This is a genomic window from Sphingomonas sp. NPDC092440 (assembly GCF_044754985.1).
Lineage (GTDB): Bacteria > Pseudomonadota > Alphaproteobacteria > Sphingomonadales > Sphingomonadaceae > Sphingomonas.
This window is the reverse complement of sequence record NZ_JBIVQA010000010.1, coordinates 122,031-147,625: the sequence shown is the minus strand read 5'-3', so window position 1 is coordinate 147,625 and position 25,595 is coordinate 122,031. Positions and strand designations below refer to the sequence as shown.

Annotated in this window: 17 protein-coding genes; 6 read left to right on the top strand and 11 right to left on the bottom strand. The window is 68.4% G+C overall.

Going from position 1 to position 25,595, the window contains the following annotated elements; translation table 11 throughout:
* Window positions 1–92: 92 nt before the first annotated feature.
* The 3 genes from ACIQCS_RS17505 to ACIQCS_RS17495 all read right to left on the bottom strand — a co-directional run bounded on the left by ACIQCS_RS17505 (window position 93) and on the right by ACIQCS_RS17495 (window position 3,273).
* The gene (locus ACIQCS_RS17505; protein ID WP_401531397.1) at window positions 93–572 is read right to left on the bottom strand and encodes a hypothetical protein; all 480 of its coding nucleotides are present in this window, start codon (window positions 570–572) and stop codon (window positions 93–95) included.
* The gene (locus ACIQCS_RS17500) at window positions 563–1,357 is read right to left on the bottom strand and encodes a hypothetical protein (RefSeq protein WP_345848040.1); all 795 of its coding nucleotides are present in this window, start codon (window positions 1,355–1,357) and stop codon (window positions 563–565) included. The genes ACIQCS_RS17505 and ACIQCS_RS17500 overlap by 10 nt, the downstream gene beginning before the upstream one ends.
* A gap of 122 nt (window positions 1,358–1,479) precedes the next feature.
* Complete coding sequence (locus ACIQCS_RS17495) at window positions 1,480–3,273, bottom strand: ABC transporter ATP-binding protein (protein ID WP_345848041.1); 1,794 nt, start codon at window positions 3,271–3,273, stop codon at window positions 1,480–1,482.
* Between the two features lie 293 nt (window positions 3,274–3,566).
* On the opposite strand from ACIQCS_RS17495, the gene ACIQCS_RS17490 reads away from it, so the two are divergent.
* Together ACIQCS_RS17490 and ACIQCS_RS17485 are read left to right on the top strand one after the other, a co-directional pair.
* Window positions 3,567–3,851, top strand: coding sequence for a UBP-type zinc finger domain-containing protein (locus ACIQCS_RS17490; protein ID WP_345848043.1), 285 nt, complete (start codon window positions 3,567–3,569; stop codon window positions 3,849–3,851).
* Between the two features lie 18 nt (window positions 3,852–3,869).
* Window positions 3,870–5,054, top strand: a complete 1,185-nt coding sequence (locus tag ACIQCS_RS17485) for an MFS transporter (protein ID WP_345848045.1) — start codon at window positions 3,870–3,872, stop codon at window positions 5,052–5,054.
* On the opposite strand, the gene ACIQCS_RS17480 is transcribed toward ACIQCS_RS17485, so the two are convergent.
* Genes ACIQCS_RS17480 through ACIQCS_RS17455 form a run of 6 tightly spaced genes read right to left on the bottom strand, consistent with a single transcriptional unit; the run spans window position 5,051 to window position 16,405 of the window.
* Window positions 5,051–6,514 carry an MFS transporter gene (locus ACIQCS_RS17480; protein WP_345848046.1) on the bottom strand — a complete coding sequence of 488 codons (1,464 nt, stop codon included), beginning with the start codon at window positions 6,512–6,514 and terminating at the stop codon, window positions 5,051–5,053. The two genes, ACIQCS_RS17485 and ACIQCS_RS17480, sit on opposite strands and share 4 nt — an antisense overlap.
* Window positions 6,511–8,595: a glycoside hydrolase family 97 protein gene (locus tag ACIQCS_RS17475; RefSeq protein WP_345848048.1), complete on the bottom strand. Its 2,085-nt coding sequence runs from the start codon at window positions 8,593–8,595 to the stop codon at window positions 6,511–6,513. The genes ACIQCS_RS17480 and ACIQCS_RS17475 overlap by 4 nt, the downstream gene beginning before the upstream one ends.
* Window positions 8,596–8,604: 9 nt before the next feature.
* Window positions 8,605–10,224 (bottom strand): alpha-amylase family glycosyl hydrolase, encoded by a 1,620-nt coding sequence (locus ACIQCS_RS17470; RefSeq protein WP_401531393.1) that lies wholly within the window; start codon window positions 10,222–10,224, stop codon window positions 8,605–8,607.
* A complete protein-coding gene (locus ACIQCS_RS17465) occupies window positions 10,221–12,011 on the bottom strand; it encodes an alpha-amylase family glycosyl hydrolase (protein ID WP_345848049.1) in 1,791 nt (596 codons plus the stop codon). The genes ACIQCS_RS17470 and ACIQCS_RS17465 overlap by 4 nt, the downstream gene beginning before the upstream one ends.
* Window positions 12,008–13,513, bottom strand: coding sequence for a tryptophan halogenase family protein (locus ACIQCS_RS17460; protein WP_345848052.1), 1,506 nt, complete (start codon window positions 13,511–13,513; stop codon window positions 12,008–12,010). Before ACIQCS_RS17460 ends, ACIQCS_RS17465 begins: the two co-directional genes overlap by 4 nt.
* Window positions 13,514–13,570: 57 nt before the next feature.
* On the bottom strand, window positions 13,571–16,405 hold the full coding sequence (locus ACIQCS_RS17455; protein ID WP_345848054.1) for a TonB-dependent receptor: 2,835 nt from the start codon (window positions 16,403–16,405) through the stop codon (window positions 13,571–13,573).
* A 191-nt stretch (window positions 16,406–16,596) separates the two neighbouring features.
* On the opposite strand from ACIQCS_RS17455, the gene ACIQCS_RS17450 reads away from it, so the two are divergent.
* The 4 genes from ACIQCS_RS17450 to pgmB all read left to right on the top strand — a co-directional run bounded on the left by ACIQCS_RS17450 (window position 16,597) and on the right by pgmB (window position 21,751).
* A complete protein-coding gene (locus ACIQCS_RS17450; RefSeq protein WP_280278894.1) occupies window positions 16,597–17,619 on the top strand; it encodes a LacI family DNA-binding transcriptional regulator in 1,023 nt (340 codons plus the stop codon).
* 109 nt (window positions 17,620–17,728) lie between these two features.
* Entirely contained in the window at window positions 17,729–18,763 is a 1,035-nt protein-coding gene (locus ACIQCS_RS17445; RefSeq protein WP_280278895.1) for a LacI family DNA-binding transcriptional regulator, read from the top strand.
* A gap of 127 nt (window positions 18,764–18,890) precedes the next feature.
* Window positions 18,891–21,113 carry a glycosyl hydrolase family 65 protein gene (locus ACIQCS_RS17440; RefSeq protein WP_345848057.1) on the top strand — a complete coding sequence of 741 codons (2,223 nt, stop codon included), beginning with the start codon at window positions 18,891–18,893 and terminating at the stop codon, window positions 21,111–21,113.
* Window positions 21,110–21,751, top strand: coding sequence for a beta-phosphoglucomutase (pgmB, locus tag ACIQCS_RS17435; RefSeq protein WP_345848058.1), 642 nt, complete (start codon window positions 21,110–21,112; stop codon window positions 21,749–21,751). The genes ACIQCS_RS17440 and pgmB overlap by 4 nt, the downstream gene beginning before the upstream one ends.
* Window positions 21,752–21,987: 236 nt before the next feature.
* Here pgmB and ACIQCS_RS17430 read toward each other — a convergent pair whose 3' ends face one another.
* Both ACIQCS_RS17430 and ACIQCS_RS17425 read right to left on the bottom strand, forming a co-directional pair.
* Window positions 21,988–23,226 carry an MFS transporter gene (locus ACIQCS_RS17430; protein ID WP_345848060.1) on the bottom strand — a complete coding sequence of 413 codons (1,239 nt, stop codon included), beginning with the start codon at window positions 23,224–23,226 and terminating at the stop codon, window positions 21,988–21,990.
* Between the two features lie 69 nt (window positions 23,227–23,295).
* Entirely contained in the window at window positions 23,296–25,557 is a 2,262-nt protein-coding gene (locus ACIQCS_RS17425) for a glycoside hydrolase family 3 N-terminal domain-containing protein (RefSeq protein WP_345848062.1), read from the bottom strand.
* Between the last annotated feature and the right edge of the window lie 38 nt (window positions 25,558–25,595).

The following is a 25,595-nucleotide window of genomic DNA, read 5'->3' as shown; positions in this document are numbered from 1 at the left end:
ATGGTCGGAAGAAGAAGCGGGATCCCGGCTCAAGGCCGGGATGACGGGTAGGTGGGGCTATCGCGGCCTTTCGCGCCAAATGTCGACCAACCTCAATCGATTCTCGCCGCGAAATCGAGCAAGAGCCTGACTTCCTTGTTGTCGATCGTTCCAGCAAGGCCATTGAAGGAATAATCCACGGCGTTGGAGCCGAGATCCTCCCTTGGGAACTCCAATATCGCGGCGTTCCTGGTGGAGCTTCCGGGAAGGAAGACGACGATACGCGGCACGAAATTATCTTTCTCCCGCTCGGTCGCGCGCTTCGAAGGGTTGCAGATCTGGCGCGCGAACCGTTCCCAGATCGGAGAGCCGCGGGTTACCCTGAAACCCTCTCCGCTTTTGACGATCTCGTCCGGACCCGGCTGAATCCGGGAGTCTATGCCGAGCCTTATCACGCGAATCTCGATGAAATCCGACGGACTCTGCGTCCGGCAGAGCTCCGGTGTCTCGATGGATTGCGCAAGGCCGGCGGAGCCGCTGGTTTGCCCCCCTAGGGCAAACGTGGCAGCTAGCAGTTCGAATATCATGCGCATGATGGCCGCCCTCCCGTCGCCGCCTGAGTGGTGGTCGAAGACGCCGTTACATAAGGTGTCCCGATACGATGTCCATTTGCCGGACGAGCCGCCTCCGCGTTGTTGTTGTAGTAAGCGTTGAGTTCGGCAGCGACGGCGCGTTCTACTTCCATCGCATGGGCATAGCTGTCGGCGTCCGATCGATTCCAATATTCTGCATGTGCGAATTCATGCGCAAGGGCCACCATCGCCGATTGACGGACCACCTTCCCGTCAGCGTCGGTGAACTCGAGTCCCGAGAAGGGGTCCCAGTTGATATTCGTGAGGCGGACTTCAGTATTGTCGACGCCATTGTTCACCAGGGAAATGGTCCATTTATAGGGGCCATTGAGCACGCGATCCATGACGGCAGCTGCCGTGGGAGAAGCAGTACGAAGGGCCTCGAGGGCGCTGCTGAAAGCCGCTTCCTCCTTCGCGCAATCCACGTCCTTCAGAATGACGTTCGGCGTCCCCGCTGACGGTGGCGTGCTTTGCTCGCCACCACTGCCGCCACCGGGATTGCCACCGGCGGAGACCCACCGCCAGGTGCCGTTGCCACCGGGTGGGTAGTCTCCAAAATAGCTTGCCGGGGCGAACCAAGCCCAATGGCCGCCATTGGACGTGTTGTTGGGGTTTCCGCCGCCACCGCTATTGCCTGCACCATACCAAGAACCGTCGTAATTGTCGTTGCCATTAAGCTGGGCGTCATCGGTAGTACCATTTCCTCCGGCGACCAGATCCAATTCATATTCCGTAAGCAGTCGCATGCCCGCACGCTCCCGTTATAGATGTCGCCCGGCCCGATACTATTCGTATATTACGCTACAAATACGCGCAGCGCCGATCACGGCCGGCCTATGCCAGGATCGCCTGCGAAAGGACCCGGCGCTCACCCCTCGGCGAGCGCCGGCGCCTCGTCGACGATGTTGCCCGATTGCCGGTCGAACAGCCGGCGATAGCGGCCGTCCGGATCGGCCAGCAGGCTCGCATGGTCGCCATCCTCGACGATGCGGCCCTGGTCGAACACCAGGATCCGGTCGAGCGTGCGCACCGTCGAGAGCCGGTGGGCGATGACGATCGCCGTGCGGCCCTTCATCAGCCGGTCCATCGCCTGCTGGATCAGCGCCTCGCTCTCGGAATCGAGGCTCGAGGTCGCCTCGTCCAGGATCAGGATCGGGGCGTCGGCCAGGAAGGCGCGAGCGAGCGCCACGCGCTGGCGCTCGCCGCCCGACAGCTTGACGCCGCGCTCGCCCACCGGCGTCGCATAGCCGCGCGGCAGCTTGACGATGAAGTCGTGCGCATTGGCCAGCCGCGCCGCCGCCTCGACCTCCGCCTGGCTCGCCCCGGGGCGGGCATAGGCGATGTTGTCGGCCAGGCTGCGGTGGAACAGGATCGGTTCCTGCTGCACGATCGCGATCTGGGCGCGCAGCGACTGCTGGGTCGCGTGCGACACGTCCTGCCCGTCGATCGTCACCCGGCCCTGGTTCACGTCGTAGAGGCGCTGGATCAGCTTGACGAACGTCGTCTTGCCCGATCCCGAATGGCCGACCAGGCCGACCCGCTCGCCGCCGCGGATGGCGAGGTCGAGATGCTCGTAGAGCGGCGTCTCGTGCCCGCCATAGCGGAAGGTGACGTCGTCGAAGCGCACCGCGCCCGCGGTGATGCGGATCGGCGCGGCATCGGCCCGGTCCTCGATCCCCAGCGGCTGCTCGTGCAGATCGACCAACTCCTCCATCTCGTTCACCGAGCGCTGCAGGTGATGGATGTGGAAGCCGATGTCGAACAGATAGCTGTGCACGACGAAATAGCTGGCCAGCACGAAAGTGACGTCGCCCGGAGTCGCGGCCCCGTGCCACCACAGCCACAGCGCCGTGCCGGTGATCGCGGCGCGGATCGCCCACAGCACCGCGATCTGCGCGCTGCCCGACCAGGTGTAACGCAGCCAGGTGCGCCGGGTGCGCTTGGCCCATTTGGCGAGCAGCGCGCCGACACGGCCTTCCTCGCGCTCCTCCGCGCCGAACGCCTTGACCACGGCGTTCGAGCCGATCGCGTCGGAGAGCAGGCCGCCCAGCTTGGTGTCCCAGGCGTTGGAGAGAGTCGCGGCGGGCGAGGCCCAGCGGGTCGCCAGCACCATCGTCATCGCAACATAGGCGATGGCGCCGATGCCCATCACCACGCCCAGCACCGGCCAGTGCCAGCCGAGCAGCAGCATCGTGCCGAGGAGCACGGCAAGCGACGGCAGCAGCTGGAGCAGCAGCACGTCGTTCAGCGTGTCGAACGCCCACATGCCGCGCGTGATCTTGCGGACCGTGGAGCCGGCGAAGCTGTTGGCGTGCCAGTCGGTCGAGAAACGCTGGACGCGGTGGAAGCCGTCCTGGGTCACGTCGCGCATCATGCGCAGCGTGAAGGGGATGATGCCCGCCCAGGCGATGTGGCGGAGCACCACCATGGCAAGGCCGAGCGCCGCCATCGCCGCGAACAGCGCCAGCGCGTCGTTGCGCAGATCGGCGGCCAGCGCGTCGATCAGCCGGCCGGCGAACATCGGGACGAAGATCTCCGTCACCGTCGCGGCGGTGATGAAGCAGGCGATATAGGTCGCGCGGCCCCGCTGCCGCGCCCAGTGGCGGAACGTGAAGCGCAGAACGCGGCGGATCGAATCCGGGCGGTCGGTGTCGTGGGTCATGTCATGAACCGGCGCCGAGGCGCCGTCTCCAATGCGATATCGATAGGGGTGATGCGGGAGGAACCCGGATCAGGGAGGCTTCAGGACCTAGTGGTGGAAGCGCCCGATGGTGCGGAACGCACCGGGAAGGCGTGTGGTAACATCTGTCATTTACGCCCTCCCTTCTTCGCAGTGGAACGATTGCAAGATGTAGCGACATCGCCTGCGGGTGGCAAGCCGTTGGCACTCGCCCCCACAGCTGCGACAAGGCCCGATCGAACCAGAAGGAAGCCACAGCGATGGAATGCCGGCACGTGACGACCGTCAACCAGGTCACGCCCAGCGCGCGCGGCTGCGAGGAGTGTCTGGCGATCGGCAGCCCCTGGGTGCATCTGCGCCTGTGCCGGGCCTGCGGCCATGTCGGCTGCTGCGACCAGAGCCCGCATCGCCATGCCACCGCGCATTTCCACGCGACTCGCCACCCGATCATCGAAGGCTATGACCCGCCCGAAGGCTGGGGCTGGTGCTATGTCGACGAACTGGTGGTTGAACTGCCCGACCAGACACCCCAGCTGGGCCCCATTCCGCGCTACATCTGATTTCCCCCCGGAGCATCCATGACCACCCCCCTGCCCCAGGCCGCCGGCGCCGTGCCGGACCGGCTCGGCCGTCCGCTGATCTTCGCGATGGCCGCCGCCACCGGGATCGCAGTCGCCAACATCTATTATTGCCAGCCGATGCTGGGCGTGATGCAGCGCGACCTGCCCGGCGCGCTGACCGTACTGGTGCCCACCGCCACCCAGATCGGCTATGCGCTGGGCCTGTTCCTGCTGGTGCCGCTGGGCGATCTGGTCGAGCGCAAGCGGCTGATCGCGATCCAGTTCGTCGTGCTGGCGGGCGCGCTGATGCTGGCCGCGATCGCGCCCAGCGCCGCGCTGGTGATCGCCGCTTCGGTCGCGGTGGGGTTCGCCGCCACCGTGGCGCAGCAGATCGTGCCGCTCGCCGCCCATCTGGCCGCGCCCGAGCGGCGCGGCGCGGTGGTGGGAACGGTGATGGCCGGGCTGCTCTGCGGCATCCTGCTCAGCCGCACGCTGGCCGGCTTCGTCGCGGCGCATGCGGGCTGGCGCGAGATGTTCTGGCTGGGCGTGCCGCTGGCGCTCGCCGCGGGCGGCGTCATGGCGCTGACCCTGCCGCACAGCGCGCCGGATTCGGAGCTGCGCTACCATCAATTGCTCCGCTCGCTCGGCGGGCTGTGGCGCGAATTCGCCGCGTTGCGCCGGGCGGCGATCACCCAGGGCCTGCTCTTCGCGGCATTCAGCGGCTTCTGGACGATCCTGGCGCTGCGCCTGCAGCAGCCGGATTTCGGGCTGGGCGCCGAAGTGGCCGGCCTGTTCGGCGTGGTCGGCGCGGCAGGCGTGCTCGCCGCCCCGATCGCCGGGCGGATCGCGGACCGGCGGGGACCGCGCCCGGTGATCCTGCTCGGCGCGGCCGCGGTGCTGGCCGGCTGGGCGTTCAACGGCCTCTGGCCCACCATCCCCGGCATGGTGATCGGCGTGCTCCTGCTCGACTTCGGCGTGCAGGGCGCGCTCGTCTCGCACCAGCACATCGTCTATGCGCTGCAGCCCGAGGCGCGGGCGCGGCTCAACACCATCTTCATGGGCGCGATGTTCATCGGCGGCGCCACCGGCTCGGGTGCCGCGACCTGGGCCTGGGCGCTGGGCGGCTGGAACGCAGTGTCGCTGCTCGGCGCGGGTTTCGCGGCGGTGGCGGTGGCGATCCAGTTCGCGGGACGACGGGGCTAGGCCTCGCGCACCCGCAGCGTCGCCAGCGCCGCCAGCAACATCACCACCGCCGCGATCGCCATCGTCCAGATCGGCTGCCCCGGGAAGAGGTGGCGCATCACCGTGCCGATCAGCGTGGCGACGAGCAGCTGGGGGATGACGATGAAGATATTGAACAGCCCCATGTACACGCCGAGCTTGGCCTGGGGCAGCGCCGAGGCGAGGATCGCATAGGGCATGGCGAGGATCGAGGCCCAGGCGACGCCGATCCCGATCTCCGCGACGAGCAGCGCATCGGCGTCACGGATCACCAGGAAGCTCGCAAAACCGAGCCCGCCCAGCGCCAGCGCGATCGCATGGGTGCGCACCTTGCCGACCCGGGCGGCAAGCGGACGCAGCAGGAACAGCGCGGCAAGCGTGGCGACGGCATTGTAGGCGGCGAACAATATTCCCACCCAATTGCCGGCCTCGTTATAGCCCGCGCTCGCCGGATCGGGCGCCCGGAAGACGTACTGCGCGACCACCGGCGTGGTGTAGATCCACATGATGAACAGCGCCGACCAGCTGAAGAACTGGACGACCGCCAGCCGCTTCATCACCGCCGGCATGCCCGAGAAATCGGCCATGAGGTCGCCGAGCAGCCCGCCCCTGGTGACCGCGGCGATCATCCGCGCCAGGCCGAAGGCGGAGAGCAGGCCGGCGAGCAGATAGAGTTCCTTCTCGAATCCCAGGGCGAAGACCAGCGCGCCGAGCGCCGCGCCGCCCACCAGCCAGGGAATGCCCGCGCCAATCTTGGCAGGCGGCGGAGGAGGCAGCGCTTCGACCGGACCGTCGAACGCCGCCATCTCCTCGGGCGAATATTCGCGCGTGGTGAGGACGGTCCACAGCACGGCGAGCAGCAGTGCCGCCCCGCCCAGATAGAAGCTCCAGCGCACCGTGTCGGGCAGGCCGCCGGCCGCCGCGACGTTCGACACGCCGAGATGGTCGAGCAGCCAGGGCGTCGCCGACCCGATCACCGCGCCGGCGCCGATAAAGGCGGTCTGGACCGCATAGCCGGCGGTGTGCTGCGTCTTGTCGAGCATATCGCCGACGAACGCGCGGAACGGCTCCATCGAGACGTTGAGCGAGGCGTCGAGCACCCAGAGCAGCAACGCCGCGACGAGCAGCACCGGAGCGTTGGGCATGGCGAACAGCGCCAGCGTCGCCAGCACCGCGCCGGCCAGGAAATAGGGGCGCCTGCGGCCGAACCGGCCCCAGGTCCGGTCCGAATAATGGCCGATCACCGGCTGGACGAGCAGCCCGGTAAGCGGGGCGGCGATCCACAGCAGCGGGAGATTGTCGATGCTCTCGCCCAGCGACTGGAAGACGCGGCTCATGTTCGCGTTCTGCAGCGCAAAGCCGATCTGGATGCCCAGGAAGCCGAAGCTGATGTTCCACAGCCCGGCGAACCCCTGGCGCGGCCGCCCCCCGGCCGGGCTCATCGGCGCCGCGCCTTCTTGCCCGGCGCAACGAAGCGGATCGCCTCGCCGCCGCCCGGCGCCAGCGCGATCGTCAGCGTGTCGCCCTGCTTCACCGGCCTGCTCTCGATCGTGATCGCATGGCGGGCATCGGTGCGGTAATCGGCGCCGGGCCCGTCGCGATAGATCTCGGCGACATAGGTCTTGCCGGCATCGAGGAAGTCGAGCGTCACGGTCGAGCTGCGCGCCTGCTCGTCGCCGACCGCGCCCAGATACCAGTCATCGCCGCCCCTGGCCTTGCGAACGATGGTCGCATAGTCGCCGACCTCGCCGTTGAGCACGCGCGTATCGCTCCAGTCGGTCGGCACGTCGCGGATGAACTGCATCTCGCGCGGATATCTGGCGTAATTCTCCGGCGTGTCGGCCGCCATCACCACCGGCGAATAGAGCACCACGTAGAGCGCTAGCTGCTTGGCGACGGTCGACTGGATCGCCGAGCCGTTGGAGCCGCTGAGGCTCAGCACGCCGGGCGTAAAGTCCATCGGCCCGCCGAGCAGCTGGGTGAAGACCATGTTCGCCTCATGCTCGGGCGGGTTCTTGCCGCCTTCCCAGGCATTATACTCCATGCCGCGCCCGCCCTCGCGCGCCACCCAGTTCGGCCAGGTGCGGCGCAGGCCGGTGTCCTTCACCGGCTCATGGCTGTCGATCGAGACGTGATATTTTGCCGCCGTCTCCACCACGCGCAGATGGTGGTTCACCATCCACTGGCCCTCATGCCATTCGCGGTGCTGCGAGCCGTCCGGATCGACCCGCTCGATCTGCGCCGCGTCGGTCACATAGCCGGTCTTCACCACCGGGATGCCATGGTCCCGGGCATAGCTGAACGCGCGGTCGAGCTGGCTGTCATAGTGGCTGGCCGAGCCGCCGGTCTCGTTGTGGCCGATCAGGTAGACGCCCTTGGCCTTGGCGTAGCGCGCCAGCTCGGCGGCATCGAAATCCTCGGTCGGCCGGTCGAACTGCATCTCGTTGCCATTGCCGAACCAGTTGCCGTCCCAGCCGATGTTCCAGCCCTCGACGAGCACGCCGGGGATGCCGTTCGCCGCGGCGAAGTCGATATATTGCTTCACATGCGCGGTGGTGGCGCCGTGCCTGGGCCCGCGCGACCAGGTCCATTCGCCCTTGATCATGTTCCACCACACGCCGACGAACTTGCCCGGCCTGATCCAGGAGACATCGCCCAGCTTGTTGGGCTCGTTGAGGTTCAGGCCGATGCGGCTGGCGGCATAGAGGCCGGCCGCATCGTCGGCGATGGCGATGGTGCGCCACGGCGTCGAGAAGCCGGTATCGCGCGACACCTTCGCCGCGCCGGCGCCCGGCGTGAGCGAGGCCTTGAAGGTATTTCCCTCGGCGCGCGCCAGGTTCATCGCCGAATAATCGATCAGCGCCGCCTCGTGCAGCGCGACATGGGTGCCGCTGGCGAGCTTGACCGTCATCACCGTCTGCGCGGTGCCGACCGCGTCGAGCGGGGTCTTGTTGTAGAGATATTCCTCGCGGTTCCACAGATAGGCCGGCTTCCACCACGCGGTGCCCGGCTCGGCAAAGGCAAACTCGGTCAGCTCGTCGGCGATGTTGGCGTGCTTGAGGTTGGGCTGGCTGGGCAGCGTGTAGCGGAAGCCGACGCCGTCGTCGAAGATGCGGAAGGTCACGTCCATCTCGCGCGCGAGATCGGCCTTTTCGCGCAGCCGCACGGTCATCTCATTGTGGTTGTCGCGGATCGTGGTCCATTCGCCGAAAGGCTGGGTCCAGCTGGTGTCCGCCTTGTCGCGCTTCACCTCGACCAGCGCCAGGTTGCGGTCGAGCTTGGGCGCGTCGGTGAACAGGAAGCCCAGCCGGCTGTCGGTGAGCAGCGGCTTGCCGGCGCGCTGCACGGCATAGCTGGCCCGGCCCTCGCCATCGATGCTGACCGTCACGGTGATCCTGCCGTCGGGCGAAGCGGCGCGGGCGACGACATTGCCGTCCCGCTTCTGCGACAGATCGTCCTGCGCCAGCGCGGGCGCCGTGAAGGTGAAGGCGGCGAACGCCAGCGCGAGGGGGGCAAGCTTCATGGTTTCTCCTCAGGCTTCGTAGCGGGCGATCAGCCCGGAATGGGGTGCGAAAGTCCAGTCGCCAACACTGCCGGTCGCGAGCAGCGGGCGCCAATGGGATGCGTTCGCCGGCGTCCAGCGCTGCGCGGCATCGCCCAGGTTGAACAGGCAGAGCAGGCGTTCGCCCTCCGCCTCGCGCTCGAACGCGAGCAGTTCGCCCGGCGCATCGACAAAGGCGATGTCGCCGGTGCGCAGCGCGGGCGAAGCGCCACGCACCGCCAGCACCCGGCGGGTCCAGGCGAGCAGCGAGGCGGGATCGGCATCCTGCAAATCCACCGCCAGCGCGGCATGGTTGGGGCCGAGCGGCAGCCAGGGCTTGCCGCTGGTGAAGCCGAGCTCGGGCGCCGTCGAGGACCAGGGCATCGGCGTGCGCGCGCCGTCCCGCGACAGGGTGCGCGGCCAGTTGGCGATCGCCTCGGGATCCTGCAGCGCCTCGAACGGGATCTCGACCTGGTCGAGCCCCAGTTCCTCGCCATAATAGAGGAAGATGTTGCCGCGCAGCGCCGCGAGCAGCAGCATCTTCATCCGCGCGAACGCGCCTGCCGCCTCGGGCCGGGTCCAGCGCGACACGGCGCGCGGCGCATCATGGTTCTCGAACGCCCAGCTGGGCCAGCTGCCGCCGGCCGGCCAATTCTGCAGCGCCGCCCGCACGCCCGCCGCGCTCAGGCGCGGGGCATAGAGGAAGTCGAAGCCATAGGCGGTGTTGAGCCGGTTGCCGCCGGCAGTGAACAGCTTCATCTCGCGGTCCGCGTCCGCGCCGCCCACTTCGGCGACGGTGAAGCGATCGGGATATTCGTCGAACACCCCGCGCAGCCGTTCGAGGAAGCCGGGGATGTCGGCATGGCTCTGATTGTAGATGTGCAGCTGGAAATCGAACGGGCGCGTGCGCTGCGTTCCGTCGTCGGGCGCCGGCGGATTGTCGCGGAATTCGGGATCGTGCATCGAGAAGTTGATCGCATCGATGCGGAAGCCGTCCACGCCGCGATCCAGCCAGAATCGCGTGATCGCGAGCAGTTCCGCCTGCACTTCGGGATGATGGCAGTTGAGCTGCGGCTGCTCCTTCAGGAAATTGTGCATGTAATATTGGCCGCGCCGCGCGTCCCAGGTCCAGGCCGGGCCGCCGAAGACCGACTGCCAGTTGGTGGGCGGCGAGCCTTCCGGCTTCGCGTCGTGCCAGACATACCAGTCGGCCCTGGGGTTGGCGCGGCTGGCCCGGCTCTCGACGAACCAGCCATGCTGGTCGGACGTGTGCGCCCAGACCTGGTCGATCAGCACGCGCAGTCCCAGGGCATGGGCGCGGGCGATCAGCGCGTCGAAATCGGCGAGCGTGCCGAAGATCGGATCGACGTCGCGATAATCGGCCACGTCATAGCCGAAATCGGCCATGGGCGACTTGAAGAAGGGCGAGAGCCAGATCGCGTCGACGCCCAGGCTGGCGATGTGATCGAGCCGCGCCGTGATGCCGGGCAGGTCGCCGATGCCGTCGCCGTTCGAATCGAAGAAGCTGCGGGGATAGATCTGGTAGATGGCCGCGCCCCGCCACCAGGGCTGCGCATTCCGGATATCCGCTTTCGCGGCAAGCTGGTTCACTGTTTCGTCTCCGCCGCGCACACCGCATATCCGAGCGGCGGCAGGGTGATGGTGAGGGAGCCGGGCGCGCTGGCCGTGGCGGCACAGCTTCCGGCAAGCGGATGGAAGCGGAGGGAGTGCGTCTCGACCTGGACCTGACGGGCCAGCGGCTCGGTGGAGGTATTGAAGGCGAGCAGCACTTCCGCACCGGACACCGGATCGAAACGCGAAAGAGCGAGCAGCCCCGGCTTGTCCCCGCGCGCACGCAGCACTTGCCGCCCGCGAGTGAGCGCGGGCGTGCCGGTGCGGAGCCTCGCCAGGCCGGCGATCGCGCGGAAGATCGGATGGGCCTCGTCGAAGCGCGGGGTGGCGATGCTCGCATCGGTGCCGATCAGCCTGCGCGCGGTATATTGCGCGACCCGGCTGCCGAACTGGTCCTCGCGCGCGTCGACATCGTTGGCGCCGCCGGCAAAGCCCTGTTCGTCGCCGGCATAGATGGTCGGCACGCCGCGCAGCGTGAGCAGGAGCGCGTTGGAGAGCAGCACCCGCTGGAGAACTTCCGCCTCGCTCGCCTGGGGAAAGGCCTTGCGGACGAACCAGGCGAAGCGGCCATTGTCGTGATTGCCGCTGAAGGTCGGCAGCGCGATCGCAGTATCGAAGCCGCGCGCATAGAGCACGTCATCGTCGAACAGCTTCTCGAACACATCGGTGCCCTTGGTCCCGGCAACGCTGTCGAGCAGCGCCTGGCGGAAGGCGAAGTCGAGCACCGAGGGCAGCTTCGCGGTGATCGTGTGCGCGGCCTGGGCGGCGGGATCCGCCACTTCGCCGAAGATGTGGAAATTGGGGATGCCCCGGGCCCTGGCCCGCGCCAGCATCGGGGGAACGAAGGCCTGCCAGAATTCGGGGTTCACATGGCGGGCCGTGTCGATGCGGAAGCCGTCGACGCCGAACCGCTCGATCCAGCTGCCATAGATGTCGATCATGCCCGCGATCACGCGCGGATTCTCGGTCATCAGATCGTCGAGCCCGACGAAATCGCCCATCGTCGAGCTCTCGCCGGCGAAGGTCGAGTCCCCGCGATTATGGTAATAGATCGGATCGTTGAGCCAGGCGGGATGCTTGGCCGCCTTTTCCGCTTCGGGAACGAAGGGGGTATAGGCATAGCCCGGATCGGTCAGGCGCGCGAAATTCGCCGCCGTGCCGATCGCGTCGCCCGCGAACCCCGGATTGATCGCCGTGCCGTCCACGCCACCCCGGCGCTGATAGGGATAGTCCGCCCGGCCGCGATAGGGGCAGGCATTGGCGCCGGCGCATTCGCGATACTGGATCACATCGGCCGTATGGTTGGCGACGATGTCCATATAGACCTTCATGCCCCGCCCATGCGCGGCGTCGACCAGCGCCTTGAACTCGGCATCGGTGCCGAAATGCGGATCGACATGGGTGAAATCGGTGATCCAATAGCCGTGATAGCCCGCGCTCTGCTGGCCCGGCCCGCCCTGGACAGGCTTGTTGACGAAGATCGGCGCCACCCAGATCGCGGTGATGCCGAGGGCCTGGAGATAGGGGAGCTTCCCCATGAGCCCTTTCAGGTCGCCGCCGTGATAATAACGCGCGTCGGCGGGATCGAAGCCGGTGGTGCCGCGATCGCCGGACAGGCCGCCGCGATCATTGGCCGGATCGCCATTGGCGAAGCGATCGGGCAGGACGAAATAGATCACTTCGTCCTGGGGCAGGCGCGCGCGGAAATCCTGCGCGGCGGCAGGCATGGCGGCCAGCGCGGCGAGGAGTGCGAGGACCCGCCTCATGCCGCGGCCTCCCCCGAACAATGCTGCGCCACATAGGCCGCGTGGTCCGCCATCTGGCCGGCTTCGCGGGCGTTCAGCAATTCGATCAATCCGAGATACTCCGCGATGTGCTCGCGCGGCGGCGCATCGGCGAGCGGGTGGTAGCGGGCCGCGGCGATCCCCTGCCCGGCCAGGACCTGCAGCCAGGCGACTTCGCTGAACAGGTCCGCCTCGCCGCGCACGATCCTGCCCGCATCGCGCCACAGCGCGATCTTGTGGCAAAGGCCCGCCGGCAGCGCCGCCGCCCGGCGCTCGGCCCAGAAGGGCTCGCCCCGGTCGTTCGCCCAATAGTGCAGCACCAGGAAGTCGCGGACGCGGTCATATTCGAGATGCGCCTGGCGATCATATTCGTCGCGCTGCGCCTGGGAGGCATGGCAGCCCGGAAGCAGGCCCAGGATCCGCTCGATCGCCGACTGGATCATGTGGATGCTCGTCGATTCGAGCGGCTCGAGGAAGCCGCTGGCGAGGCCGAGCGCGATCACATTGTGCTTCCAGAAGCCGCGGCGCTTGCCGGCCGCGAAGCGCAGCGGCCGGGGGTCGGCTAGCGCAGGCTCGTCCAGGCCGGCGAGCAGACGCGCCGCCGCCTCGTCGTCCGAAAGATGCCCGCTCGCATAGACCAGCCCATTGCCGGTGCGGTGCTGAAGCGGGATGCGCCATTGCCAGCCGGCGCCATGCGCGGTGGCACGGGTATAGGGCGTGAAGTCCCGCGCACGCGCGGAGGGCACGGCCATGGCGCGGTCGCAGGGGAGCAGGTCGCTCCACGCCTCGAACCCCACGCCCAGCGTCTCGCCGATCAGCAGGGCGCGGAAGCCGGTGCAATCCAGGAACAGGTCGCCCGCCACTTCGCGCTCGCCCTCCAGCGTCAGGGCGGTGACGTTGCCGCTCTCGCCGTCGCGCGCGACCGCGACGATCCGGCCCTCCACGCGCTCGACGCCGCCGCTCTCGGCCAGGCCGCGCAGGAAGCGGGCGTAGAGGCCCGCATCGAAATGGAAGGCATAGGGCATTTCGGGCAGCAGCTTCGCCGTGCGCGCGGGCCCGCGCTGCACGCGGTTCGCCAGCGCCGCCACATTGTTGAGCGAATAGGCGCCGAGCGGCCGGGCGACGCCCTCGGCCATGCCGCGCAGCCAGCTGTGCTGGAAGGCGAGCAGCCCGTTCGCGCGGCCGACATCGCCGAACGCGTGCATGTAGCGCCCGCCCTTCGTCCAGCCGACGAACTCGATGCCGAGCTTGAAGCTCGCCTGGGTGGCGGCCATGAACGCGTCCTCGTCGATGCCCAGGCCGGCGTTGAACAGGCGGATCTGCGGGATCGTCGCCTCGCCCACCCCGACCGTGCCGATCTCCTCCGATTCGACCAGGGCGATCCGGAAGCGGGGGCCGAGGAACCGGGCGAACGCGGCCGCGGCCATCCAGCCCGCGGTGCCGCCGCCGGCGATCACGATCCGGATCGGCTGCTCACTCTGCACGTCCGCCCCTCGATAAACAGGCGGCCCGGCGCCATGGCCGGGCCGCGTTTCCACGCGTCAGAACTTGTACGTGATGCCGATATAATAGTCGCGGCCATAGCGCTGATATTCGCGCACCAGGCGGGGATCGCTCGCCTCGGTGGTGACGAAGGGCTGGTCGGTCAGGTTCTTCGCCTGGGCGAGGATCGAGAGGCCGGTCAGCGGCCCGCTGCGGAACTCATAGCCGATCTGCGCATCGAGCACGCCTTCCGACCGGCCCATGCGATATTCGGGATTGGCCGAGAGGCCGGCCAGCTCCGCCAGGAAGCTGTCGCGCCAGCGATAGGTGGCGCGCGCCTGGAAGCCGTTCTTCTCGAAATAAGCGGTGCCGGTGGCGACCCATTTCGACTGGCCCGGCAGCGTGATCGGCGTGACGTTGTTGGCGTAGCGGATCTCGCTGTCGACATAGGTGCCGCTAGCGAAGATGCCGAAGCCGTCCAGCGCCTGGCTGAACACGGTGAAGGGCAGCGACGCGGTGGCTTCCACGCCCAGGATATCGCCGCGCCCGGTGTTCTTGGGCGAGCTGACCAGGCCGATCTGCGCATTCTGCGCGACCACGATCGCGCGCTGCGCCGGCGTGAGCGCGGCAAGCAGCGGCGAGAAGTCGTAGAGCACCGAATTGTTCGGATCGACGAAGTCGGTCAGGTGCTTGAAGAAGCCGGTCAGCGCCAGATAGCCGCCGCTATTGCCCAGATACTTCTCGAACGAGATGTCGATGTTGGTCGACTGATAGGGGCGCAGGCGATAATTGCCGCCGTTCGAGCTGAACGGGCTGTTCTGCGGCTGGCCACCCAGGCCGATCTTCGAAAGGTCGATCGACACCGCCTGGGTGATGCGCTCCTGGTCGAGGCGCGGGCGCACCATGGTCTGCGCGGCGCCGAGCTTGATGTAGAAGCTCGGCTCCAGCTCGAGGCTGAACGAGGCGGAAGGCAGGAAATTGGTGTAGCTCACCGAGCCCGCTACCTGCGAGATCGTCACGACGCCGCCGACCAGCGCCGCGATCTGGCCCGACGATTGCTGCTTGGTGCGGATCACCTGCAGGCCGAGCGAGCCCTTGAGCGGCTTGTCGCCCACCGTGCCGTCCACGGTCAGCTTGGCATAGCCGGTCCACACGTCCTCGCTCACGACATTGTCGCGCACCAGCGAATCCGGCCGGTTGTCGTACACCGAGTTGAGCAGGCCATAGACCTTCATCGGATCGACGGTCAGCATCCGGGGCACGCCCAGATAGTCGAGGCTTACCGTCTCGCCGAGCAGCACGTCGTTCGGCACCGCCAGGCTGGTCGGCGTGCCGCTGGCGACGGTGCAGTTGGTGCCGCCGCCCTTGGGGCAGAGGAAGTAGCTGGTGTAGTTGCTTTCCTTCTTGCGGCGGCTGAAATTGCCGCCCACTTCCCAGGCGCTCAGCACGCTGCCGCTGATCTCGCCCTTCAGGCTGGCACGCAGCGCCTTGAGGTCGTCGACGAAATCGGGCCGGTTGAGGAAGCCCGCCTGCACCACCGCGGTGGTGCCGTTATAGCCCCAGCCGCGCGGATCGGTCAGGCGGATGACGCCGGTGTTCGAATAGTCGAGCGTCGGCACGATATCATAGGTGCCGTCGCTGTTCTGGCGGATCCTGATCGTGTCCTTGGCGCCGCTCGAATTATAGCCGGTGCCCGAATAGGTCTCGAGCAGGAAGTCGGTGCGGGTGGCGCGGCTCCAGCTGGCGTCCACGTTGAGGTGGATCGTCTCGCCGAGTTTCAGGTCGTTGTTCCAGCCCAGCGAGATATTCTCGGCCTTGCGCTCGTTGAGGTCGTTGCGCTGGACCGCGACGAGGTTGCTGATCGTCGCTTCGGTGACCAGCCCATCGCGCACCGTGTAGCCCGGCGCGATCACGCCGCCCGAGCCCCAGGCCGGCGCGACGCCGAACTCGATGCCGCGCAGGTGCTGGGTTTCCTTGAAGTTCGAATAGAGCGCGTCGAAGGTCGAGTGGAAATTCTCGCTCGGCGCCCATTCGATGGTGGCGACGCCGCCATAGCGCTTCAGCAGGTTCGACTGGACATAGGGCTTGGCGCCGCCGAGGAAGAGATTGCCGCCAGCGGCCGGCTCGGCCGGGAAGCCCCAGGCCGCATAGCGCTCGATCTGGGTCGGCGTGTTCTGCGCCGAGACGCCTAGCGCAATGCCCAGCGTATCCCCTGCGAACTTGCCGACATAAGTGGCGGACGCCTTGTAGCCATAGCGCGTGCCGTCGGGGTTGAGCTTGTCCTTCTCGTTCATCTGGCCGCGCAGCGAGACGACGAACGTGTTCTTCTTCTGGTCGAGCGGGCGCAGCATGCGCAGGTCGACCGTGCCCGAGATGCCCGCCGCGATCAGCGAGGCGTCGGCCGACTTGTAGACATTGACGTTCTTGAAGAATTCGGACGGATATTGATCATATTCCACGCCGCGATTGTCACCGACGGTGACCTGCTCGCGGCCGTTCAGCAGCGTGGTCGAAAAGTCCGGGCCAAGGCCGCGGATCGACAGGCGCTGGTCGCGCCCTTCCAGGCGCTGGGCGGTGACGCCGGGGATGCGGGCCAGCGAGTCGGCGATCGAGACGTCGGGCAGCTTGCCGATGTCCTCGGACGAGACCGAGTCGACGATCGTGACGTTGTTGCGCTTGATGTTCGCCGACGAGGTCAGCGAGGCGCGGATGCCGGTGACGATGAGGTTGCCCTCTTCCGCCTGGTCGGCAGGCGCCGGTGCGGGCGTCCCGTCCTGGGCGAAGGCCGGCACCGCGCCCAGCAGCAGCAACGCGGCGCCGAGCGCTCGGCTGCTCGTTCCCAGCGAAAGCGCCGAACGGGCGCGCAGAATCTCGGCGTGATTGGACTGAGCCATCGTCTTCCTCCCCAAAGGTCCTCGCCGCCTTTCACTGGCGACGGTTTTTCTAAGCCTCCCCCAATTCGCCGCATGCGGCCGACAAGTGAAGGTAAGCGCATACGTATTCAGCGCTGCTTCCGCTTCCGGCCCAGTCAGGCTAGTTGCAACAAGCGCGCAACAATTTGCGCGGCTGGGGAGCAGGGAGCGGCATGGCCTCGCCGGACAAGCCGACATCATTCGACATCGCGGCATTGGCGGGAGTCTCGCAGCCGACGGTGAGCCGTGCCCTGCGCGGCGATCCCACCGTGAACGAAGGCACGCGCAAGCGGATCGAGGCGATCGCGGCCCAGCTCGGCTACAAGGTCGACAAGAACGCGTCCTCGCTGCGCCGCGGCCAGAGCAGCACGCTCGCCCTGCTCTTCTTCGAGGACCCGCTGCCCGACGGCACCGCCATCAACCCCTTCTTCCTGGCGATGCTGGGCTCGATCCTGCGCACCTGCGCCAAGCGCGGCTACGACCTGCTCACCTCGTTCCAGCAGCTCTCGTCGAACTGGCACAAGGATTATGAGGACGCGCGCAAGGCCGACGGGCTGATCCTGCTCGGCTATGGCGATTACGAGCTGTATCGCGCCCGGCTGCAGGACCTGGTCCGCCAGGGTACGCATTTCGTGCGCTGGGGATCGGTGGAGCTGGACGGGCTGGGCACCACGATCGGCTGCGACAACATGCTGGGCGGGCGCCTCGCCGCCGCGCATCTCCTCGCCCAGGGCCGCCGCCGGCTGGCCTTTATCGGCGAGGCGACCAGCCATTATCCCGAGTTCCGCGACCGCTATCACGGCTTTTGCGACATCCAGCTCGAAGCCGGGATCGAGCCCGATCCGCGCCTGCAGACCGGCGCGCTGTCGATCGAGGAATCGGGATTCGAGGCCGCGCGCCGACTGCTCGCGGGCCGGGTGCCCTTCGACGCGATCTTCGCCGCCTCGGACCTGATCGCGATGGGCGCGCTGCGGGCGCTGCAGGAAGCGGGCAAGTCGGTGCCCGGCGACATATCGGTGGTCGGCTTCGACGACATCCCCGCCGCCAGCCTCACCAACCCTCCGCTCACCACCGTCGCGCAGGATTACAACGCCGCGGGCGAGATGCTGGTCGACACGCTGATCGGCGAGATCGGCAACCATTCGTCCGAGATGCGGCTGCTCCCGCCCAGGCTGATCGTCCGCCGGACGAGCTGAGGGGCCGGCCCCAATTTCCTTCCCTGCGAAGGCGGGGAACGAACAACCTGAACCGGGATGGGCCGCTTGCGGTTTACTGCGGCGCGGTTGTGCGCCCATAAAGCGGGCGATGACGAGGAAGACCGCCAAGGAGCGGCCCGGCAAGACGGGCGCCCGACTCACCATGCAGGACATTGCGCGCCTGGCGCAGGTTTCCACGCCCACCGTGTCGCGCGTGCTCAACGGCAGCCCGCTGGTGACCGAGGAAACGCGCGAGCGCGTGATGGAAGTGGCGCGCCAGCATGGCTATGCCGTCAACCGCAACGCCGCCAAGCTGCGGCACACGCGCACCAACACCGTGGCGGTGATGCTCGATTTCGGCTCGCACCGGCACGGCGCCATCGGCGATCCCTTCATCTTCGAGCTGCTCGCCGGCGTCTCCGAAGCATTGTCGATCCGCAACCAGGACCTTCTCCTCTCCCCGCCCGGGCTCGAGGACGTCCGCGCCTTTCGCGACTTCTACCAGGCGCGGGGCGCCGACGGGTTCATCGTGCTCGGCCAGGGCACTCGCGACACGATGCTGCGCGAGCTCGGCCGCAGCGAAGTGCCGCTGGTGGTCTGGGGCGCGGTCGCGCCCGACGCCGGCTATTGCTCGGTCGGCAGCGACAATTTCCTGGGCGGGGAGCTGGCCGGGCGCCATTTCCTGCGCGCGGGCCGCAAGCACTGGCTGTTCGTCGGCGACATCCGCCACGAGGAGCTGCGGCTGCGCTACGAGGGGCTGTGCGCGGCCGCCAGGGACCAGGCCGACGTGACCGTCGATTTCCTGCCGATCGCCTCGATGGCGTTTCACGCCACCGCGGACACGGTTACCGCCTATCTCGCCGCCGGCCGCCAGCCCGACGCGGTATTCGCCTTTTCGGACACTGCCGCCATGGCCGTGACCGGCGCGTTCAGGGAGCGGGGCCTCGTCGCGCCGCGCGACTATGCGCTGGTCGGCTACAACAATATTCCGCCCGCCGCCCATTTCAGCCCGGCGATCACCACGATCAACCAGAAGACCGACGTGGCCGGCGCGCTGCTCGTCGAGAAGCTGATGCAGCAGGTCGATGGCGGCCGCGCCCGCTCCACCACCCTGCCCACCGAGATCGTCGTACGCGATACCTGAGCGGGCCGCTCAGGCCGTAAGGAAAGGGAACGGAAACCACGCCGCGCGACAACCCTGATCCTTTGTTCTTGAAAACGATATCAAAGAGCCTGTAACGCAACTTTTCATAAGAGTTGGGGAGCGGGTGTTGGCTCGGACATTGAACGGCGCGGAAGATGGTGTGCTCTTCGCGGAGGACGGCTGGTCGCTGGACGTGATCGGCGACGACCCGGCCCGCGAGGGCTGGGCAGCGACGATTCTCGCGCTTTCCAACGGCGCGATCGGCGTGCGCGGAGCGATCGAGGAGCGCGCCAAGGCCACCACCTTCCTGGCCCATGCCTATGAACAGGCGCCGATCCACTATCATGAGAAGCTCAAGGGCTTCGCCGCCAACTCCGATTCGCGCGTGCCCGTTGCCGAATCCCTGGGCATCGAAGTGCGGGTCGATGGCGAGGCAATCGATTTCACCACGCTGCGCTCGGCGACTCGGCGCACGCTCGACCTGCGCGCGGGCATGCTCCGCCGCGAGACGCGCTGGTCCTTGCCGGACGGACGGCTGCTGCGCATCCGCACCGAGCGGATCGTGCCGCTCGACGGCAGCACGCTGCTGGTCCGCCGGCTCCAGGCCGGGATCGAAGGCGCCGGCAGCGTCACGCTGCATCCCCGCCTCGCCCCCGCTCCCCACGGCGCCGCCCAGTCGGACGATCCGCGCATCGGCGTGAATCTCGCCTCGCGGGGCTTCGAGACCGAGCAGGCGGCGGCGGATATCATCGTCGAGCGCCTGCCCGGCAGCGGCATCGCCGTCGCCGCCGTGCAGCGCACCCGCGAGGACGCGGGCTGGCTGCTGGTGACCACCGGCTTCGCCACCGGACGCGACGGCTCGGACGCGCTGGCCGAACGGGCCACCGCGCTCGCCGACGCCGCGCTCGCGGGCGGCTTCGCGGCCGCGGCGGCCGCGCAGCATGCGCTGCTCGATCGCTTCTGGGCAGCCGCCGATCTCGCGATCGCCGGCGAGCCGCGCCTGGCCGCGACCCTGCGCGCCAACCTGTTCCACCTCTTCGCCTCGGCGGGGCGCGACGGCCGTTCGAGCGCGGCAGCCAAGGGCCTGACCGGCGAAGGCTATGAGGGCCATTATTTCTGGGACACCGAAGCGTTCATGCTGCCGGTGCTCTCGGTGCTCGCGCCCGACATTGCCCGGGCGATGCTCGTCTACCGGGCGAACACGCTCGACGCCGCCTTCGCCAATGCCCGCGCGCTCGATCATCGCACGGGCGCGCTCTATGCCTGGCGCACGATCGAGGGCCGCGAATGCTCGGCCCATTATCCGAGCGGATCGGCGCAATATCACATCAATTCGGCCATCGCCTTCGCGATCGGCGCCTATGTCGATGCGACCGGCGACGAGGACTTCCTGGTCGAGCACGGCGCGCGCATGCTGGTCGAGACCGCGCGGATCTGGCTGGCGCTGGGCGATTGGGCGGATGGGCGGTTCCATCTGCGCGGCGTCACCGGCCCGGACGAATATACCGCGCTGGTCGACGATAATTGGTACACCAACCGCATGGCGCAGAAGCATCTGCGCCTCGCCGTCTCCGCCGCCGCGCGCGTCGCCGCACTGGCGCCCAAGGCCTGGGCCGGCCTGGCCGCCGAGATGGCGCTGGACGCGGACGAGCTTGCCGAGTTCAGCCGAGTCGCCGATGCGATGCACCTGCCCTGGGACGCTGCACGCGAACTGGACGCGCAGGATGCGAGCTTCCTCGACAAGCCGCGCTGGGACCTGGCCGGCACGCCCGCGTCCGAATTCCCGCTGCTGCTCCATTATCATCCGATGACGCTCTATCGGCATCAGGTCTCGAAACAGGCCGATCTGGTGCTGGCCATGGTGCTGGGCGGCGAAGAGGTGTCGGCCGAGCGCAAGCGCCGCGTGTTCGACCATTACGAGCCGATCACCACGCATGATTCCACGCTCTCCGCCTCCACCTTCGCGATCCTGGCGAGCGAGGTCGGGCACGAGGCGCAGGCGCTGCGCTTCTTCGCGGAGACCAGCCTGGTCGATATCGACGATCGCCACGGCAATACCGGGCACGGCGTCCATATGGCGGCGCTGGCGGGCTCCTGGCTGGCGCTGGTCTGGGGCTTTGCGGGCTTCCGCCCCCATGGGCCCGCGCTGCGCTTCCGCCCCAGCCGCCCCGCGGCCTGGCGGGGCTATGGCTTCGGCCTCGTCTGGCGCGGCACGCTGGTGCGCATCGAGGTGGCGGGCGACCAGATCACCTATCGCGCCGTCTCGGGGCCCGCGATCACGATCGGGCACCATGACGGCGAGATTCGCCTCGCCCCCGGCGAGAGCTGGACCGGAGCGCTCGCCGCATGACCCCGAAGGGCGTCGCCTTCGACCTGGACGGAGTGCTGACCGACACGGCGCGCGCGCATTACCGCGCCTGGAAGAAGCTCGCCGACAGCCTCGGCATTCCGTTCGACGAGGAAGCGAACGAGGCACTGAAGGGCGTGGACCGGATGGGCAGCCTGGCACTGATCCTCGGCGACCGGCCGGGCTATGCCATGGCCGAGCGCCAGCGCCTCGCCGCGCGGAAGAACGACTGGTATCTTGAGGAGATCGCGCATTTCGGCCCCGGCGACCTGTTTCCCGGCGCCCGCGCGGCGCTCGCGCAGTGCCGCGCCGCCGGGCTGGGCATCGCGCTCGCCTCGGCCAGCCGCAACGCGCCGCTGCTGATTGCGCGGATGGAAGTGGCGGAGCTGTTCGACGCGGTGATCGATCCTGCCGGCCTCGCCGCCGGCAAGCCCGCGCCCGATATCTTCCTTGCCGCCGCCCGTGCGCTTGGCATCGCGCCCGCCGAGATGCTGGGCGTCGAGGATGCCCCCGCGGGCGTGGTGGCGATCCATGCCGCAGGGATGAAGGCGCTGGGCGTCGGCGATCCCGCCGCGCTCCCGGAAGCGGACTGGATCATCCCGGCGATCGCCGATTTCGACTTGGCCGAGTACGCCCTCTAGCCCGGTTGCATCTCCTGGTTCGCCATCCGCCTCGGGCAGCGGAGCGACGCCCTTCGCGGGGATGACGAATGCCTTGCGATGTAGGATTCGAACTGCTGGGCTTGGCCGTCGTCAGACCGCTCTTTGCATGTTGGAAATATAGGATCGCCGATGCGCAAGCATGTTGCGAAAGTCACGGCTTTCGCCCCATGAAATCCGCGCGACGTCGTGACTCTCGCGACCTTCCGCGCCCCGACTTAGGCCGTGCCGTTGGAAGATTTCCGGGTCAGCCGCTCCAGCCGCACCAGCGCCAGCGCGATCAGCGCCAGCGGCACCAGCACCAGGTAGAACGCCGTCTGGCCCGAGAAGCGATCGAAGGTGAAGCCGGTGATGAAGGAACCGATCGTGCCGCCCAGGGCCGAGAAGATCACCATCAGCCCCACCATCGCCGCATGCCGCTCGCGCGGCAGGGCGCTCAGCACCACCGAGGAGACGATCGGGTAGATCGGCGCCATGAACATGCCGATCAGCGGGAAGATGTACGCGGCGGCCGGCGCGTCGAGCCAGCCCATGTTCGCACGGGGATGCAGCCCCTGGGTGGTCGGCAGGGTCAGCAGCACCAGCGCCGCGATCAGCACGAGGCAGCCGAGCAGCAGCCTGAGCCAGCCGAGCCGCGCGACCAGCCCGCTGGCGCTCAGCCGCCCCACCGCCAGCGCGGCGATGAAGATGCTCGACGCCTGCACGCTCATCGCGCTGGGCAGATGCAGAACCTGGTTGTTGAAGGTCGGCAGCCAGGTGCCGACACCCTGCTCGATCAGCACATAGAGGAAGATCGCGGCCAGGAAGGCAATGGTCGAGGGCAGCACGAGCAGCGCCAGCGCATCGCGATAGCCCGTGCCCGGCTGGCCTTGCGCGGCCTTTGCGGCGCTCTCGTCGAGATCGGCGAACCACCAGAGCACCGCCGTCGCCAGCGCGAGCACCGCGATCACCCGGTAGACGCCCAGCCAGCCCTGCCCGGTCGTGTCCTGGCCGATGAACCAGCCGAACAGCCAGATGCCGGCGAGGATGCCGACCATGAACACGCCCTCGATCAGCGAGGTCAGGCTGGCGTGGCGCGCCGGATCGGGACGGACCAGGCCGATCGAGCTGTAGGTCGCCACCTTGGCGATGCCGAAGCACAGGCCGACCAGCACGAAGAACAGCTGCATCGCCCAGAAGCTGTTCGCGAACGAGATGGCGAGCGCCCCGGCGGCAACCGCGAGCATCACGCCGATCTGCGCGCGCCGGAAGCCGAAGCGCGGCAGCGCGGTGGCGAACAGGAAGGAAGCGACGACCACCGACAGGTCCTTGCAGGCCTCGAGCGTCGCCGCCTGCGGCTTGGTGACGCCGTAATGCGCGATCGACTGGAGAATCACCGTGCCGACGCTGTTCATCAGCAGCCCGAGCAGGGCGTAGCTGGTGATCAGGGCGGGTACCGCCCAGGCTGCGCGCTTCATTCGTGATCCTCTCCGTCTCTCTGTCGCTCGGCAGCGAAGCAGATCATGCAATGCATTTCAACGGCTGCGTCAAACCGCGTCGAATTGGCTGTGGAGTTCCTCGCCACCGGCATTGACCCACAGGTCGAACGCGCCCGGCTCGATCCGCCACTGCCCGTCCGCGGCGACCAGGGCGAGCTCGGCATGGGGAATGGCGAGCGTCACGATGCGCCGCTCGCCCGGATCGAGCGTGACGCGGGCATACGCCTTCATCTGCCGTACCGGCCGCGTGCGGCTGGCGACCCGGTCATGGATGTCGGCACGGACGAACGCCTCGCCGCGGCGGCCGCCGATGTTGGTGACGGCAACGCGGACCTGCGCCGCCTCGCCCCGCGCCACCTGCCGGGAGAGCTGGAGGTCGGCGAGCGCGAAGCGGGCATAGCCCTGTCCGCTGCCGAAGGGGAACAGCGCGCGATCGGGCGCATCGCGCCAATGGCTGCGGCCCGGCGCCATCGGATCGGCGTCGGCCGCCGGGCGGCCGGTGCCGCGCCGGTCGTATGACCAGGGCTGCTGCCCCGTCGCGAGCGGGAAGCTCACCGGCAGCCGCCCGGTCGGCTCGCGCACGCCGAACAGGATATCGGCCACGGCCGCACCGGTCTGCTCGCCGAGGAACCAGGTGCAGAGCAAGGCCGGCGCATCGCGCACCGCTCCCTCCAGTGCCAGCGCACGGCCATGGCGGAGCAGCACCACCACCGGCGTGCCGGTCGCCGCGACGGCCTCCGCCAGCGCCTGCTGCGCGGCCGGCACGGTGATCTCGACGCGGCTATTGCCTTCGCCGGACATATCGCCCGCCTCGCCGATCGCAAGCAGCACCACATCGGCCGCCCTCGCCGCCGCTACTGCCCGCGCGATGCCGCCGGGCAGCGGTTCGTGGATGCCGCTCCCCGCCTCCACCGCCAACGCGGCCGGATCGGCCAGCAGCGCGCGGATGCCGGTGGCAAGGTCGATGCCATGCTTCGCATCGCCGGCGAAGGACCAGGGGCCGTTGAGGTTCGCCCGGTCCGCCCCGAACGGGCCGATCAGCGCGATCCGCCTGCCCGCGCGCGGCAGCGGCAGCAGCTCGCCCCGGTTCCGCAGCAGCACGACCGAGCGGGTCGCCACCTCGCGGGCCAGCGCCTTGATCGCGGGCGTGGCGGTCCGCTTCCGCTCGGCCGCGGCGTCGAGCGAGCGGAAGGGATCGTCGAACAGTCCCAGCGCCTCCTTCAGCGCCAGCACGCGCCGCACCGCCTCGTCCACCCGCGCCATCGGCACCCGGCCGCTGGCGACCAGCGCCGGCAAATGCTTGTTGTAGAGCCCGCTCTGCATCGAGACGTCGACGCCCGCGAGGATCGCCAGCCGCGCCGCATCGGCCTCATCCCCCGCCACGCCATGCGCGATCAGCTCGCGATCGGCATCATAGTCGGAGACGCAGACGCCGGCGAAGCCCAGCTCGGTGCGAAGGATATCGGTGAGCAGCCAGCGATTGGCGGTCGCCGGCACGCCATTGAAATCGGTGAAGGAGGCGATGGTGGCGAGCGCGCCCGCGCCGAAGCCGGCGGCGAAAGGCGGCAGATAGGTCTCGCGCAGCTCGGCCACGCTCATATCGACCGCGGCATATTCCATGCCGCCACGCACCGCCGAATAGCCGGCGAAATGCTTGGGCGTGGCCAGCAGGCTGTCCGGCCGGCGCAGGTCGGGGCCCTGGAGTCCGCGCACCCGCGCCGCGGCGAGCTGGCGGTTGAGCCGCACATCCTCGCCCGCTCCTTCGGCCACGCGGCCCCAGCGCTGGTCCCGCGCCACATCGACCACCGGCGCGAAGGTCCAGTGCAGCCCGCCGGCACTCGCCTCTTCGGCTACCGCCCGGGCGGCACGCTCGGAGAGTTCCGGATCGAACGCCGCCGCCTCGGCCAGCGGGATCGGGAAGATGGTGCGGCAGCCATGGATCACGTCGGCGGCGAAGAGCAGCGGAATGCCGAGCCGGCTCCGCAGCGCCACCTGCTGCGCTCGCCGCGCGCCGGCCACGCCATAGCCGTTGAACAACATGCCTACCCGGCCGGCGCGGATATCGGCGAGCAGCGCATCGGCGCCGCGCGGATCGACCACGGGGTTGAACACCGCCCCCACCGGCCGGATCTCGTCGTTGAAGCAGCTGAGCTGTCCAGCCTTCTCCGCGATCGTCATCCGCGCGATCAGATCGTCAATCCGCGCGGACACGGCCCGCGCCGCGACGGGAAGCATGCCGAGCAGCGCCGCCTGGGCCGATCCGGCGAGCAAGGCACGGCGGCCGATTCGCGTTCCGGCGTCGCGCGCCATCCTTCCCTGCCTCAAAATCCGCTCTCCCGCACCCGCGG